A 14,716-nucleotide genomic window follows, 5' to 3' on the forward strand; every position below is an offset into this window, starting at 1 on the left:
CGTGGTGCTGGGCCGAGGCGGAGCCGTGGGTGGTTGCGGTCGTAGTGGGGGGCGCTTGTATGTGGGCCGCCGGGCCCTGTGACAGGTCTGTGACAGTCGGCGGACAACGCGATGAAACTGGCTTGGCAGTCTTTTGGGCACCGGGAGAGATCAACACCCGGGGACACCGAGTGAGCTGGCTCTACGACGGGGGGCGCGAGATGAACACACTGCACGGCACGGCTTCCAGCGCAGTTATCACGCGACTTCACGACGTCGTACGGCCCACGGAGAAGTCCGGTGTCGTGAGCGGGCGGGGGTGCGCTCGCGGCACCGGGCGTCAGCGGCTGCCTTTCATGGTGGCCATCGACGCCACGAAGGTGGTCGTCGACGGGGGAAACACGGGCCACGGGGGAGACGCGGCCCACGGGGGAGCGGAGTACGGGGAGGCCACGGGGGAACGGCGTTCCGCGTCGGAGGCGGCCGAGGCCGAAGCGGCCTTCACCGCCTACGTCCAGGAGCGCCGCGCCTCCCTGTACGCCACCGCCTACCACCTGACCGGCGACCGCTACGAGGCCGAGGACCTGCTGCAGAGCGCGCTGTTCTCGACGTTCCGTGCCTGGGACCGGATCAGTGACAAAGCGGCGCTCGGCGGCTATCTGCGGCGCACGATGACGAATCTGCACATCAGTGCCTGGCGCCGCCGCAAGCTCAACGAGTACCCGACCGAGGAGCTGCCGGAGACGGCGGGCGACGTGGACGCGATGCGCGGCACCGAGCTGCGTGCCGTGCTGTGGCAGGCGCTGGCGCGGCTGCCCGAGACGCAGCGCACCATGCTGGTGCTGCGCTACTACGAGGGCCGTACGGACCCGGAGATCGCGGACATTCTCAACATCAGTGTCGGCACGGTGAAGTCGAGCATCTGGCGCGCCCTGCGCCGGCTGCGTGAGGACGAGGTCCTCAGCTTCGGCCGTGACGAGGAGGAGTCCTTCGGCGAGCTGGTGGCCTGAAGGACCGGGGGAGCCCGAGGGGGAACGGGAAACGCCCGAGGGGATAGAGGGGATACGGGGGGATACGGGGGAACCGGCTCGGGCGGAGCGCTCCGCGGGAGCCGGGCGTATCGGGGGATACGGGGGAGCACGGGGGAAGGAAGCGGGTTCGGGCGGCCGGGGGGTCTGCCCGAGCCCGCTTCCGCGTGTTCCGCGACGGCCGTACGTGGTCTCCGGCCGCCGGGTCAGGAGCCCACGGCCGCGCCCGCCGGGTCCACCGCCCCGGCCGCCCATATGCGGGCCAGGGCCTCCGGCTTGGCGCAGGCGTGGGCGCCCAGGGCCGTCTGGCGGGCGACGATGGAGCGTTCGCCGCGCATCAGGCGCAGACCGCGGCGCACCAGGTACGGGGCGGACTTGCGGCCCTCGCGCAGATCGCGGACCAGCCGGCGGCGGAAGGTGGTGGCCGGGTGGCCGCGCAGGCACAGGGCGTCGGCCAGCAGGCCGGCCGCGCGGCAGGCGGCGATGACGTCGGCGGCGAAGACGCCCTCCGCGATGAACAGCCCGGCGCCCCCGAGGTCGAGCCGGGCCGTGCCGACCCGGGCGCTGGCGGAGATGTCGTACACGGGAACGTCGCAGCTTCCCGTACGGCACAGCGCCTCGATGGCCGCGACGGCGGTGTCGGCGTCCCAGGAGAGCGGTGAGTCCCAGTCGGCGCCGCCGCCGTCGGGGAGTTGGGGCAGCGTCGGGTCCGTCGCCTCCTTGTAGAAGTCGTCGAGGTTGAGGACGGGCAGGCCGCTGCGTGCGGCCAGGGACGTCTTGCCGGAGCCGGAGGGGCCGGTCAGCAGGACGACGCGGGCGGGGACGCCGGGGGTGCCTGCCTGCTCAAGCGGGTTCGAGGGCTTGAGGGAGGACGGCCGGGCGGGAGAGTGGGAGCTCACGGGTAGCCATTGTCGCGTATTGCGCTGTGTGGGCTACCCCTGGCGCGCGAGGTGGATCGGGAACCCGGGCCTCAACTACGCTGCGAATTGAGTTGGTTACCGAGCGCACATGCTCGTGCAGCCTTTCGATCCATAGGCAGGTGGCACAACATGCTCTTCCCGGTACGTCCCCATCCCGGCCGCGCCCCGCGCACGCTGCTGCGCGTCGGCCTGGTGGTCTCCGCGGCCGGCGCCGCGATCGCCGCGGGCGGTGCGGCGGCGAGCGCGGCCCCGGCGTTCACCCCCTCGTTCGTCCCCTCGTCCACCCCGTCGTTCGTCCCGTCGAGCGGCAACACCGACACCGGCGCCATGACCGCGGCGCTGACCGGCGCGACGGTGCAGTCCACCTCCGGCGGCCTCGGCCCGGTCAAGGACCTCCGGTTGAACCCCCTGGCGGACACCTCCGTCGACCCGCTCGACAACGCCGTCGCCACCAAGGTCGCCGACTTCAAGCCGATGAGCACCAAGCAGGTGACCGGCACCCTGTCGAAGGGCGGCGGCGCGCTCAGGACCCTGCCGGTGGTGGGGCGGGCGACGCGGGTGCTGCCGGGCTGAGACCCGCCCCGGCCGGGTGCGCTCGTCGTCCGGCACCCGGCCGGGGCGCGCTCAGCGCCCGTAGAAGGCTCCCACCAGCGCCTCCATGTCCTGCTGGAAGGAACAACTGAGCGCGATCCACGAGCCGTCGGTGAAGACCAGGTCGAACCGGCCCCGCGGGAACGTCGTGCGCGGCTTGGGCCGCAGCTGCGCGATGTCCGTGCGCGGCACCTCCACGGCGACCTCCAGTTCCGGCGCTCGCTCCCGCCAGCCGGTGGCGTGGTCCGTGACGACGATCAGCCGGCGGTCGGTGACCGCCTGGTGGCGGGGCTCGCCGCCGGCGTTGGTGACCTGGACGTGGAAGCGCCCGGCCAGGCTCGTCCAGCCGCCCTCCATGGGCTTGCCGTACATCGCGTACTGCGCGGCGTCGTCCAGCGCGTCCTCGACGGTCTCCTGTGCCTCGTTGATGCCCTCCGCGATGTTTCCGGCGAAGCGCGTCACCGGGTTGTTCGCCAGCCGGCTGCGCGCCACCGTCCCGAGCGGCCGCGACGCCTTCTCCACGGCGCTGCCGAGCACTCCCCGGACCCGCTTCTCCAGCGGCGACTGCTTCCGCGGCACGCGCAGGTGGGCGGGGACGAGGGGAAGCGCCGGATACGCCCGGTACTGAACGGCCCGCAGCAGCACCTCACCGGGCTGGAGGAACTGTCGGCAGGGGGTCTCGTGGTCGGGCCTGGGCATGCGGGTCGATCCTCTCGGCGGTCAAGATCGATTCTACGGAGGACGCGGACAGCGGTGCGGGGCCCCACCCCGCAAGAGGTGAGGCCCCGCACCGCCGGTTCGCCGGCGCCATCGGCCACCGGTCCGGCGCCGATCCGTATGTCCCGGCCCTAGACGCCCATCGGGTGCCAGACCGTCTTCGTCTCCAGGAAGGCGGTCAGGCGGGCGGTGCCCGGGTCGGCGGTGAAGTCCACAGGCTGTGGACGAAGTACGCGCTTGAGGTTGTCGGCCGCCGCGACCTCCAGGTCGCGGGCCAGGTCGGCGTCCGCGCCCGTCAGGTCGAGGGCGTTGACGTCCTGGTGCGCGGCGAGCGGGGCCGCGATCTCGGCGGTCTTCCCGGACAGCACGTTGACCACGCCGCCCGGTACGTCCGAGGTGGCCAGCACCTCGCCCAGCGAGAGCGCGGGGAGCGGGGCCTTCTCGGAGGCGACGACCACGGCGGTGTTCCCGGTCGCGACGACCGGCGCGATCACCGAGACCAGGCCGAGGAGGGAGGAGTCCTGGGGGGCCAGGACGGCCACCACGCCCGTCGGTTCGGGGGTCGAGAGGTTGAAGAACGGGCCCGCGACCGGATTCGCCCCGCCCACGACCTGGGCGATCTTGTCGGTCCAGCCCGCGTACCAGACCCAGCGGTCGATCGCCGCGTCGACCTGGGCCGCGGCCTTGGACTTGGAGAGGCCCTCCGCGTCCGCCACCTCCCGTACGAACTGGTCCTTGCGGCCCTCCAGCATCTCGGCGACGCGGTAGAGGACCTGGCCGCGGTTGTACGCGGTCGCGCCCGACCAGCCGCCGAACGCCTTGCGCGCGGCCACGACCGCGTCACGGGCGTCCTTGCGGGAGGAGAGAGGAGCGTTGGCCAGCCACTTGCCCTTGCTGTCCTGCACTTCGTACACCCGGCCGCTCTCGGAACGCGGGAACTTCCCGCCCACGTACAGCTTGTAGGTCTTGAAGACGGAGAGTCGTTCGGTCTTCTCGGACTTCTCAGACATCGAGGTACGCCTCCAGGCCGTGGCGGCCGCCCTCGCGGCCGAAGCCCGACTCCTTGTAGCCGCCGAACGGCGAGGTCGGGTCGAACTTGTTGAACGTGTTGGACCAGATGACGCCCGCGCGCAGCTTGCCGGCCACGGAGAGGATGCGGGAGCCCTTCTCGGTCCAGATGCCGGCGGAGAGGCCGTACTGCGTGTTGTTGGCCTTGGCGACCGCCTCGTCGGGCGTGCGGAAGGACAGCACCGACAGCACCGGGCCGAAGATCTCGTCGCGGGCGATGGTGTGCGCCTGGGTGACGTTCGTGAAGAGCGTCGGGGCGAACCAGTAGCCGGAGGTGGGCAGTTCGCAGTCGGGGGACCAGCGCTCGGCGCCCTCGGCCTCGCCGGTCTCGGCGAGCGCGGTGATCCGGGCCAGCTGCTCGGCGGAGTTGATGGCGCCGATGTCGGTGTTCTTGTCGAGCGGGTCGCCCAGGCGCAGGGTGGCCAGCCGGCGCTTGAGGCGCTCCAGCAGCTCGTCCTGGATCGACTCCTGGACCAGCAGGCGGGAGCCCGCGCAGCAGACCTGGCCCTGGTTGAAGAAGATGCCCGTGACGATGCCCTCGACGGCCTGGTCGACGGGCGCGTCGTCGAAGACGATGTTGGCGCCCTTGCCGCCCAGCTCCAGGGTGAGCTTCTTGTCCGTGCCGGCGACCGTGCGGGCGATCTCCTTGCCGACGGCCGTGGAGCCGGTGAAGGCGACCTTGTTGACGTCCGGGTGGGCGACGAGGGCGGCGCCGGCGTCCCCGTACCCGGGAAGGATGTTGACGACGCCCTTGGGCAGGCCCGCCTGGCGGCAGATGTCGGCGAAGAAGAGCGCGGAGAGCGGGGTGGTCTCGGCGGGCTTCAGCACGACCGTGTTGCCGGTGGCGAGCGCCGGGGCGATCTTCCAGGCCAGCATCAGCAGCGGGAAGTTCCACGGGATGACCTGGCCCGCGACGCCGAGGGGGCGCGGGTTCGGGCCGTACCCCGCGTGGTCGAGCTTGTCGGCCCAGCCCGCGTAGTAGAAGAAGTGCGCGGCGACCAGGGGGAGGTCCGCGTCGCGGGTCTCCTTGATCGGCTTGCCGTTGTCCAGGGTCTCCAGGACGGCCAGCTCGCGGGAGCGCTCCTGGATGATCCGGGCGATCCGGAAGAGGTACTTGCCGCGCTCGGCGCCGGGCAGCGCCGACCACTTCTCGAACGCCTTGCGGGCGGCCTGCACGGCGCGGTCCACGTCCGCGGCGCCGGCCTGCGCGACCTCGGAGAGGACCTCCTCGGTGGACGGCGAGACGGTCTTGAAGACCTTGCCGTCGGCGGCCTCGGCGAACTCGCCGTCGATGAACAGGCCGTAGGACGGCGCGATGTCGACGACCGCGCGCGACTCGGGCGCCGGTGCGTACTCGAAGAGATTGGCCATGGTCAGTCCACCGTGACGTAGTCGGGGCCGGAGTAGCGGCCGGTGCTGAGCTTCTGGCGCTGCATCAGCAGATCGTTGAGGAGGCTGGAGGCGCCGAAACGGAACCAGTCGGCGGTCATCCAGGGCTCGCCGAGCGTCTCGTTGACCGTCACCAGGTACTTGACCGCGTCCTTGGTCGTACGGATACCGCCGGCCGGCTTGACCCCGACCTGGACGCCGGTGACGGCGTGGAAGTCGCGCACCGCCTCCAGCATCAGCAGGGTGACCGGCAGGGTGGCGTTCACCGCGACCTTGCCGGTCGAGGTCTTGATGAAGTCGGCGCCGGCCAGCATCGCCAGCCAGGAGACCCGCCGGACGCTGTCGTACGTCTGGAGCTCGCCGGTCTCGAAGATGACCTTGAGGTGGGCGGCGCTGCCGTCGGGACGGGCGCACGCCTCCTTGACGGCCTTGATCTCCTCGAAGACCGCCATGTAGTGGCCGGCGAGGAAGGCGCCCCGGTCGATCACCATGTCGATCTCGTCGGCGCCGGCCGCGACCGCGTCACGGGTGTCGGCGAGCTTGACCGGCAGCGCGGCGCGGCCGGCCGGGAAGGCGGTGGCCACGGACGCGACGTGGATGTCCGGAGCACCGCCGGCGAGCAGCGCCTCCTTGGCCGTCGCGACCATGTCGGGGTAGACGCAGATCGCCGCGACCTTGGGGGTGGTGCGGTCGGTGGGGTCGGGGTGGACGCCCTTGGCGCACAGCGCCCGGACCTTGCCCGGGGTGTCCGCGCCTTCGAGGGTCGTCAGGTCGATCATCGAGATGGCGAGGTCGATGGCGTACGCCTTCGCCGTCGTCTTGATCGAGCGGGTGCCGAGGGTGGCGGCGCGGGCCTCGAGGCCGACCGCGTCGACGCCGGGGAGGCCGTGGAGGAAGCGGCGCAGCGCACCGTCGTCGGCGGTCACGTCCGCCATTGACGCCAGACGCCCCGCGGCTTCCTTGCCGTATGCGGGAACAGTGATGGGCATGGTCACGAGGGGAGCATATCTACGCGCGTAGCGCAATGTCATCCCCCCTGGAGGCCGAATCCCGCCCCGTGCCCGAATGATGCCGTAACGCAATGTCCGGCATCCGGACGGTCAGGCAGAATCGGCGACATGACGCGCCAGGAACCCGCCAGCCCGCCGCAGCAGCAGTACGCCGAGCGCAGCTACCGCTCGCCGGCGGCCCTCGTCGGCGGAGTGCTGCTCCTGCTGCTCGGCCTGTGGCTGGGCGGCGACGCGCTGCTGCGGGGCGACGCCCACACCCGGCTGACCGCGCTGTTCGCACTGCTCCTCGGCGTGCCACTGGTGGCCGCCTACACCCTGCGCCCGCTGGTGCGCGCGAACGAGGACCGGCTGACGGTGCGCAACCCCTTCCGCACGATCACGCTGCCGTGGGGCGCCGTGGAGGAACTGAGGGCGTCCTTCTCCACCGAGGTCGCCACCACCACCGGCGGCAAGTACCAACTGTGGGCCATCCCGGTCTCGCTGCGCCAGCGCAAGAAGGCCAACCGGCAGGCGATGCGCGGCGCGGGCGCGGCCGGCCCCCGGTTCGGCCCGAACGCCGACGCCGGCGGCCCGGTCCCGCGCGCGATGGCCGATCAGTCGCTGGACGAGCTGCGCGAACTGAAGGAGCGGGCGTCGGGGCGGGAGGGCGCTCAGGGGGAGCCCGTGGTGCGGTGGGCGTATGAGGTCCTCGCGCCGTGCGTGGTGGGGGTTATTGGGCTTGCGGTGATGATCGCGTTGTGAGAGCCGTGGAGCTTATTTGCCGTGGGGCTTACATGTAGCGGGGCAGACCCTCGGTTGCGATCGTCCATTCGCTGATGGTGACGTCCTCGCCGTAGAGGAAGTTCTTGCGGGTGGCGTAACGGGGGCCATCGGGGGTCGAGTGGATGTCGGAGAGGACGGCTCCCTTCCCCTCGCGCGGATCGAAGACCGCATAGACGGGGACGCCGAGCAGCGGATAGTCCCGCATTTTGCTCACCCAATCGTTGTCGGGGTTGGAGCGGGAGACGATCTCGATGGCGGCGATGAGGGCGCGGGGGTCGAAGGAGCCCTGTCCCTCCATGTCCGCCCAGGCGATCACCATGATGTCGGGGCGACGCATGATGCCTTCGGGTGCGTTCTCGACATCGGGTTCCCCCATATGGGCCACGAGCTCTTCCGGCATGACCCTTTCCAGGCGCTTCCGGAGGTGTAGCGCGGTGAGGGTGTGTGGCATGACGGGCGACACCTTGTCGAGGACGATCCCTTCCTTCGTGATCTCGAATCTGCCCGGAAGGGTGCCGTCGGTCGACTCAACGAATTCCTTCATCGCCTGGTACAGAGGGGTGCCTCGCCGGGCATCGTCCGGGGCCATGTTCAAGCGGCCTTTCTGTGGTCGGTTCGGCAGTCGCGGCAGCGGCCCGGTGCGGGTGCGCGGAAGGCGCGGTCGCAGCCTTCGCAGTTCTGGAGCGGTTCGCGGCGGGTCACGACCGGGAGGGCCGGTAGCTGCGGCGGCAGCAGCGCGGTGAGGCGGTGGGCGAGCAGGCCGGCCGGGTGCTTCAGGTCGTCGGGGAGGCGTGCGGTCAGGGTGCGTCGTACGGCGTCGGGGGTGGCTCCGCGCTCCAGCCAGGCGGCCACTGCCGGAGTCAGATGGCGTACGTCCCGTTCGGCGAGCAGCAGCCGTGGTGCATGGCGGTGCAACTCCGCGAGGAGGGCGGCGGCGGTGCGGTGATGCTCCGGGGCGGGGGTACGCGGCTCGGGGAGCGGTTCCCGAGGTACGGGAGTGGGGGCGGGCGCTGGGGGCTGGGTGGCTTCCGGCGTGGGCTTCGGAGGCAGCGCCTGTGTCGGCTTCTGGGGCCGCTCGGGTGCGCGGGGCGGCCTGGGCGCCGGAGTGACGGTCGACCCCGGCTGGTTGTACGAGACCGTGCGCGTGACGACCTTGCCTCCGGGGAGACGTTCCCGGGTGCGCTTCAGATAGCCGTGGGCCTCCAGCTCCCGCAGGGCTCCGGCGATGCGGTGCTCGCTCTCGGGGAAGCGGGCCGACAGGAACTTGATGCCGACCAGGGCGCCCATGGGCAGCGACTGGATGTGGACGGCGAGCCCGATCGCGAGGAGGGAGAGCTCGCGGTGCTGGGCGAGGTGGTTGCCGACGACCGTGTACCGGGTGGTGTGCCGGATGTTGACGTGGACGACACCGGATCGGGCGGTCGGGCGGGGAACGGGAGACGCGGCGCGCGAGGGCGCGCTAGGGTGCTGCAAAGCCATCGGGAAGCTCCATACTTCCTCGGTGGTCAGGCCCTCGCACCGGGATTGCCGTCCCGGCGGGGGCCGTCGCATGTCTGGAGTTGTCGTGGCGAGCATATGCCAGTGAACCCGCTTGAAATCCAGCCCAGTTGGGCGATGTCACCTGTGTGAGTGACGGGAGGCTGGAGGGGTCGGGAAGGGTATTTCCCCGGGTTGTTTTCCCGGTCTCTTTAAGCCTTGATGTCGTGGCGCGCCGCGTCGTGGTCACCCGCGTCGTGCTCCACCGGGTCGCGGCGGGTGCGATGCGGTGGGGGCGGTGACGAGGCGACGAGTGTCAGTGGCCGGCTTCGGGCAACAGGGTCTTCAGGTAGCGGCTGGCGGCCGTGACGAACGCCTCGCGGGCCCGCTTGAAGTCGGCCCAGTTCGGCTCAGTTCCGCCGCCCTTGTGCAGGGCCGCAGCCCGTTCCACGAGGGCGCGTGCTTCCTTCACCGGCCCGACGCCTTCAAGGTCGATCACATTGAACTTGGCGCGGCTGTTGACGTAGGCGCGGTCCACGTCCCCCACCGCCGCCGCCTCGTCGGGCTGCCCGTCGGGGGTGGTGTAGCGGCCGTCGCAGCGGTGCCAGGCGATGCGAAGTTCGTCATCCACGGCGTTGAGGAGCGCGGCATACGTGTCGCGGCGGGCGAGGTAGAGAGCGACGGTGGCCGTATCGTCCATGGAGGTGACTCCCGTGACCGTGGTGCACGCGGATCTGCGTGCCGACACGCTACCCGCCCGCACCCCGGGGTCATGGGGGTACGGACGGGAAATCACCGGCATTGGGGAAGGACCGAAGGATCAGCAGTCGGTACGCGAGATCTCCGGGTTCGCGTAGCGCACCGAGCGGCGCGGGGACATGCGTACCGGCGCCACGGTCCGCCGCCGATCCGCCCCGTCGCCGACCTCGTTGCCGTTGCTGCTGGTGGGGCCGCACTCCGCGTCCGGGGCGCACGCGAGCTGCGGCGAGCACGTGTCGAAGCTCGGGTTGCAGTCCGGCAGACATGTCGGCTGATCGCTCACCCGTGTGTGCGGGAACGCCTCCTCCAGCACACCGCGTACATCGCGCGCGATCCGCCCCTTGTAGATCTCCTCAAGGCTGTGCGTGCGTACGTTGCCGAGGGGCATCCAGCGGGCGAACACGCACGGCCAAACCTCTCCGCGCGGGGAGATCGCGAACTTGCCTCGTCCGCACCGTCCGCACAGCCTGCGCACGTCCGGCGCCGTCTCGTCAGCGCCCCGACCAAAGGGGCGGATACCGTCCGTGCGCACGTCCCGGATGCCGAGCTGGAGCAGTTCGTGTGCGGCGTGGTCGGGGCGCTGCCCCCTAAGGACGTGGATCACGCTGCCGCGCATGGGGATGCCCAGCTCTCGTGCCTTGTCGATGTTGGCGCGGGTGCGCAGGTGAGAGCCGCGTCCCTCGGTCACGTCATCGTGATCGCTCTGATCGTCGCTGTAGTAGCTGAACGCGAGGCGCACCCCGCGCAATCGCAGCGCTTCCCACACGGGGTCGCTGATGTGGGTCAGGTTGGAGAAGACCTCCACGCGCATCGCGTGGCGAAGGGCGTGCCGGATATAGGCGGGCAGTCCCGGGTGGAGGGTGGGTTCCCCGCCGATGAACTGCACGTCGCGTACACCGATACCGTGCAGTTCGTCGAGCACCCGCAACCAGTCGTCATCCGTCATGTCCCCGTGATCCCCCTGGGGCGATGAATCGGCGTAACAGTGACGGCAGTTGAGATTGCACAAGCCGGTGATCTCCAGCCATGCGAACGTGGGCCGTAGCGGCAGTGCGCTCATGTTTGCCCCTCGCTCGGGTCGGGCCGTTCGCACGCCACCTTGGGATGGGGGTGCCGGTGGATTGGGCGGCAGGTGCGAGCCATCAGCCCCTCACCTCCACCGCGCCGCGGACGTGCCACGGGCGTTCATGACGTCTCCCCGTGCGCCTTGCGCAGCTCGATGATGCGCTCGACCTGGCAGGCGTACAGCTCCAAATGACCGGGCGACAGGATGAGTACGGCCTCACTCGTCCCGCCGTCGTCGAAGTGGACCCGAACGGGCAGTGCGCCTTGCTGCGTGCGGTGGTCGTAGACCACGTCACGTCGATGCGGCGTGACGTGAGTGACCTGAGAGGGCACGGGCTTGAGCGTGGTGCCGTCTGCGGGGGCAGACCACTCCTTGCCGCCCCCGGGCGGGCGCAGGTGGTAGGTCGTCACCCCCTCGCCGGGCCGGGCGACCACGACGCCGACCCGCCCCTTCCGGGCGGTGTCCCGGGCAAGGTCGCCGAGCCGCGGATGGAACGGGGGAGTCGTGCCTAACTCTGCGTCCTGGACCGGGAGATGAGACGTTGTTCGTCGCGTCATGCCCTCGACGCTAGGAGCGGTTCAGGGACCCAATATGAATCCGAGGAATACGACCCTCATCCGTCCAGGTGGAAGCGGTCCGACATGCGGCGCAGCTGCTCGCGCGTGCCGGCGCGCTCGGCGTAGACGATGCTCCGGAGCGTGGAGCGGGCGATGGGGTGGTTGCGTACGAGCTGTGGCGCGATCCGCTCGGCGGTCTCCAGCTCGACGAGTGCCCTGTCGCGGTTGCCGTCCCACAGCCACGCCCGAGAGAGGTCCATGTGGTGGTGTCCCTGGCGGGAGTTGGGCAGCGCCGTGACCAGCTCGGGACCGGAGCGCCGGTTTATGGCGAGGGCCTTGGTCTGGTCTCCGGTCTCCAGGGCGACGCTGATCGCGTGAATGTGCACATTGCCCGCGGAGAACGTCAGCGAGTGGCGGTCGTAGACCGGTGGCCCCTGGTACTCGCCCATGCGGTCGGCGGCTTCGCGCGCGTGGCCGATGCGGTCCTCGGCCTCGGCGGAGTGGTTGCCTCGTGCGGCGGAAACGGCGGCACGGAGCTGGAGCGAGCCCCAGGCCCGGACAGCGAGCGGATCGCCTCGGTCGTAACCGTCCTGCACGGCGGCCAGTGCCCGGTCCGACAGCGCGAGCGAGTCGGCCCAGTCGGCTGTTGCCCACATGTCCCAGACCCGCATCCAGTCAGCGACAGCCGGCAGCACCGCGTCGCCTGACAGCCGAGCGGACCAGGTGGCGCGCTCGGCGGCCATGGCGATCAGCTCGGGGTGCCCGAGCGCGTGCGCGGCAGTATGAGCGAACTTGCAGGCGACCGCGTAGACCGCGTACGCCTCCTCGCGCTCGTGCCCGTCGGCGACTTCGGCGAGCGCCCGGGCCTCGCGCAGCACGTCGGGCAGGACGCGCAGGATCGCGACGTTGGCCGCTGTGTCCCGCAGCCGGTGCAGTCGGCTCATCTCGCGCCACAGCTGGCCAGACGGCCGAGGTGCGCCCTCGAACACCGGCGCGAGGTCATAGCGGCGCAGCTCCCGCATGATCGACGAGGCGGAGACCTGCCATTGGTTCTCGGCTGGACTGCTCGTGTACGGACGCCCGATCAGGTCGTTCGGGTGTACATGCAGCTCCGCGGCAATGAGGTTGAGCAGCCCCACGCGGTCTATCTCGATCTGTCCGCGCTCCATCTTGGACACCCAACCTTGGGATTTCCCAAGGGCTGAGGCGAGGTCCGCCTGCGGCATGCCGAGGCGCAGACGCGCCCGGCGCACACGACGGCCGATCTCCTCGGCTTCCTCCAGCATCAGCGCACCCCCAAGCTGCGGCGGCCTGCCGTGCTCATGCGGTCGGCAAGGCAGCCCGCTCCATCCGGTCCGGTCGGGCCTGTCTCTGAGAACGGTACCCATGCCCGCGCCAAGCAGGGCGTCGCCGAGGGCGCTGCCTTGCGCCCCGAGGGCGCACTCGGGCACAAGGGCCCGAAAGAGGAGAACGGCGGCAACCACTGACTGTGGTTGCCGCCGTTCTCGCCGGCGGTTTGCCGAAAGTGGCTGGTCAGATCCCGGCCGCCGTCGACAGATCCTCCTTGATGGCCGCCAGCGTTCCGGCCGCGCGGCCGCGGGCCTCCGGGAGGCCGTCCGCCGAGGCCACCGGGACCACGACCTCCAGGTAGCACTTGAGCTTGGGCTCGGTGCCGCTGGGGCGGACGACGACGCGGGCGGCCTCGATGCCGGCCTCCGGCGCGCCGGAGAGGTAGTAGCGCAGGCCGTCGGTGGGCGGCAGCGCCTCGGTGCCCTCGTTCAGGTCGTCGGCGCGGTGCACGGTCAGGCCCGCCAGCGCGGTCGGCGGCTGCTCGCGCAGCCGGCGCATCGCGTCGGAGATCAGGGACAGGTCCTCGACGCGGACCGAGAGCTGGTCGGTGGCGTGCAGCCCGAACCGCACCGCGAGGTCGTCCAGCAGGTCGTCGAGGGTGCGGCCGGCCTGCTTGAGCTCCGCGGCCAGTTCGGCGATCAGCAGGGCGGCGGTGATGCCGTCCTTGTCGCGTACGCCCTGGGGGTCGACGCAGTAGCCGAGCGCCTCCTCGAAGGCGTAGCGCAGGGAGTCCACCCGGGCCAGCCACTTGAAGCCGGTCAGCGTCTCCTCGTACGGCAGCGCGGCGCCGGCGGCGATACGGGACATCAGCTGGGAGGAGACGATCGTCGTGGCGAAGGTGCCGGAGGCGCCCTTGGCGACCAGGTGGGCGGCGAGCAGGGCGCCGACCTCGTCGCCGCGCAGCATCCGCCAGCCCTCGGGGGTGCCGGGGGCCGGGACGGCGACGGCGCAGCGGTCCGCGTCGGGGTCGTTGGCGATGACGATGTCCACCTCGCCGGCGCCCTGGGACCGGGCGGTGGCGAACGCGAGGTCCATCGCGCCCGGCTCCTCCGGGTTGGGGAAGGCGACCGTCGGGAAGTCCGGGTCCGGTTCGGCCTGCTCGGCGACGACCGCGGGGGCCGGGAAGCCCGCCCGGTCGAAGGCGGCGAGGAGGGTGTCGAGGCCGACGCCGTGCATCGGCGTGTAGACGACCTTCACGTCCCGGGGGGAGTCGGGGGTCAGCACGGCGTCGGTGCGCGCCAGGTAGGCCGCCAGGACGGTGTCGTCGAGGGTCTCCCAGCCGGACTCGGGGCGCGGTACCTCGGCCAGCGAGCGGATCGCGGCGATCTCGGCGGCGATCTCGCCGTCCGCGGGCGGCACGATCTGCGAGCCGTCGCCCAGGTAGACCTTGTAGCCGTTGTCGCGCGGCGGGTTGTGGCTGGCGGTGACCTCGACTCCGGCGACCGCGCCCAGGTGCCTTATCGCGAAGGCCAGTACGGGCGTGGGCAGCGGGCGCGGCAGCAGCGCGGCGCGCAGGCCCGCGCCGATCATCACGGCGGCGGTGTCGCGGGCGAAGTCGGCGCTCTTGTGGCGCGCGTCGTAGCCGATGACGACCAGTCCCGAGCCCTGGCCCTTGGCCTTGAGGTACGCGGCGAGGCCGGCCGCGGCCCGGATGACCACCGAGCGGTTCATCCGCATCGGGCCCGCGCCCAGCTCACCGCGCAGCCCGGCGGTGCCGAACTGCAGGGTGCCGGCGAACCGCGCGGCCAGCTCCGCCGCGATGTCGGCGTCGCCGGCGGCTTCGATGAGCTTGGACAGCTCGTCCCGGGTCTCCGGGTCGGGGTCCTCGGCCAGCCATGCCTGGGCCTGGTTGATCAGCTCCGCGGGATCGGTAGCCACGTGATGCTCCTGATGGTGGATACGGGTGGGGGGCGCGCTGCGGGGTGCCCGTGAGCGGGGCCTGGTCCCGGCTCGTCACGCTTACCCCGTACGTGCGGGGAGGGAGCCGCAGAACCGGCCATTGGCGGGTCGCGGAGGCGGGCGGCGCGCGGGTGGTGCGTCCGGC

General features: G+C 71.3%; 15 protein-coding genes. 3 read left to right on the forward strand and 12 right to left on the reverse strand.

Annotation, left to right across the window (positions count from 1 at the left end):
• The first annotated feature begins 200 nt into the window (after positions 1–200).
• Positions 201–989, forward strand: a complete 789-nt coding sequence (locus ACFWZH_RS05190; RefSeq protein WP_384425563.1) for a SigE family RNA polymerase sigma factor — start codon at positions 201–203, stop codon at positions 987–989.
• A 224-nt stretch (positions 990–1,213) separates the two neighbouring features.
• Here the strand turns inward: ACFWZH_RS05190 and ACFWZH_RS05195 are convergent, their stop codons facing one another.
• Positions 1,214–1,906 (reverse strand): uridine kinase, encoded by a 693-nt coding sequence (locus tag ACFWZH_RS05195; RefSeq protein ID WP_384425566.1) that lies wholly within the window; start codon positions 1,904–1,906, stop codon positions 1,214–1,216.
• 150 nt (positions 1,907–2,056) lie between these two features.
• Here ACFWZH_RS05195 and ACFWZH_RS05200 point away from each other — a divergent pair, with 150 nt between their 5' ends.
• Positions 2,057–2,500 (forward strand): hypothetical protein, encoded by a 444-nt coding sequence (locus ACFWZH_RS05200; RefSeq protein WP_384425568.1) that lies wholly within the window; start codon positions 2,057–2,059, stop codon positions 2,498–2,500.
• A gap of 51 nt (positions 2,501–2,551) precedes the next feature.
• On the opposite strand, the gene ACFWZH_RS05205 is transcribed toward ACFWZH_RS05200, so the two are convergent.
• The 4 genes from ACFWZH_RS05205 to deoC form a co-directional block, all read right to left on the reverse strand.
• Positions 2,552–3,217 (reverse strand): hypothetical protein, encoded by a 666-nt coding sequence (locus tag ACFWZH_RS05205; protein WP_384425570.1) that lies wholly within the window; start codon positions 3,215–3,217, stop codon positions 2,552–2,554.
• A 149-nt stretch (positions 3,218–3,366) separates the two neighbouring features.
• Positions 3,367–4,245, reverse strand: a complete 879-nt coding sequence (locus tag ACFWZH_RS05210; RefSeq protein WP_384425571.1) for an aldehyde dehydrogenase family protein — start codon at positions 4,243–4,245, stop codon at positions 3,367–3,369.
• Positions 4,238–5,674 carry an aldehyde dehydrogenase family protein gene (locus ACFWZH_RS05215; RefSeq protein ID WP_384425574.1) on the reverse strand — a complete coding sequence of 479 codons (1,437 nt, stop codon included), beginning with the start codon at positions 5,672–5,674 and terminating at the stop codon, positions 4,238–4,240. Before ACFWZH_RS05215 ends, ACFWZH_RS05210 begins: the two co-directional genes overlap by 8 nt.
• 2 nt (positions 5,675–5,676) lie before the next feature.
• The gene (deoC, locus tag ACFWZH_RS05220) at positions 5,677–6,681 is read right to left on the reverse strand and encodes a deoxyribose-phosphate aldolase (RefSeq protein WP_384425675.1); all 1,005 of its coding nucleotides are present in this window, start codon (positions 6,679–6,681) and stop codon (positions 5,677–5,679) included.
• A gap of 129 nt (positions 6,682–6,810) precedes the next feature.
• Here deoC and ACFWZH_RS05225 point away from each other — a divergent pair, with 129 nt between their 5' ends.
• Positions 6,811–7,443 (forward strand): PH domain-containing protein, encoded by a 633-nt coding sequence (locus ACFWZH_RS05225; protein ID WP_384425576.1) that lies wholly within the window; start codon positions 6,811–6,813, stop codon positions 7,441–7,443.
• A gap of 28 nt (positions 7,444–7,471) precedes the next feature.
• On the opposite strand, the gene ACFWZH_RS05230 is transcribed toward ACFWZH_RS05225, so the two are convergent.
• The 7 genes from ACFWZH_RS05230 to ACFWZH_RS05260 all read right to left on the reverse strand — a co-directional run bounded on the left by ACFWZH_RS05230 (position 7,472) and on the right by ACFWZH_RS05260 (position 14,550).
• Positions 7,472–8,059 carry a Uma2 family endonuclease gene (locus tag ACFWZH_RS05230; RefSeq protein WP_384425578.1) on the reverse strand — a complete coding sequence of 196 codons (588 nt, stop codon included), beginning with the start codon at positions 8,057–8,059 and terminating at the stop codon, positions 7,472–7,474.
• Positions 8,056–8,943, reverse strand: a complete 888-nt coding sequence (locus ACFWZH_RS05235) for a helix-turn-helix domain-containing protein (protein ID WP_384425581.1) — start codon at positions 8,941–8,943, stop codon at positions 8,056–8,058. Before ACFWZH_RS05235 ends, ACFWZH_RS05230 begins: the two co-directional genes overlap by 4 nt.
• 313 nt (positions 8,944–9,256) lie before the next feature.
• Positions 9,257–9,640 (reverse strand): hypothetical protein, encoded by a 384-nt coding sequence (locus ACFWZH_RS05240; RefSeq protein WP_384425584.1) that lies wholly within the window; start codon positions 9,638–9,640, stop codon positions 9,257–9,259.
• A gap of 120 nt (positions 9,641–9,760) precedes the next feature.
• Positions 9,761–10,759, reverse strand: coding sequence for a radical SAM/SPASM domain-containing protein (locus ACFWZH_RS05245; RefSeq protein WP_384425586.1), 999 nt, complete (start codon positions 10,757–10,759; stop codon positions 9,761–9,763).
• Between the two features lie 125 nt (positions 10,760–10,884).
• Positions 10,885–11,322, reverse strand: coding sequence for a hypothetical protein (locus ACFWZH_RS05250; protein ID WP_384425588.1), 438 nt, complete (start codon positions 11,320–11,322; stop codon positions 10,885–10,887).
• A gap of 56 nt (positions 11,323–11,378) precedes the next feature.
• Positions 11,379–12,608: a helix-turn-helix domain-containing protein gene (locus ACFWZH_RS05255; protein WP_384425591.1), complete on the reverse strand. Its 1,230-nt coding sequence runs from the start codon at positions 12,606–12,608 to the stop codon at positions 11,379–11,381.
• A 247-nt stretch (positions 12,609–12,855) separates the two neighbouring features.
• Complete coding sequence (locus ACFWZH_RS05260; RefSeq protein ID WP_384425594.1) at positions 12,856–14,550, reverse strand: phospho-sugar mutase; 1,695 nt, start codon at positions 14,548–14,550, stop codon at positions 12,856–12,858.
• Positions 14,551–14,716: the final 166 nt, after the last annotated feature.

Origin of the sequence: Streptomyces sp. NPDC059008, assembly GCF_042749045.1 — a bacterium.
In the GTDB taxonomy this organism is placed as follows: Bacteria; Actinomycetota; Actinomycetes; order Streptomycetales; family Streptomycetaceae; genus Streptomyces.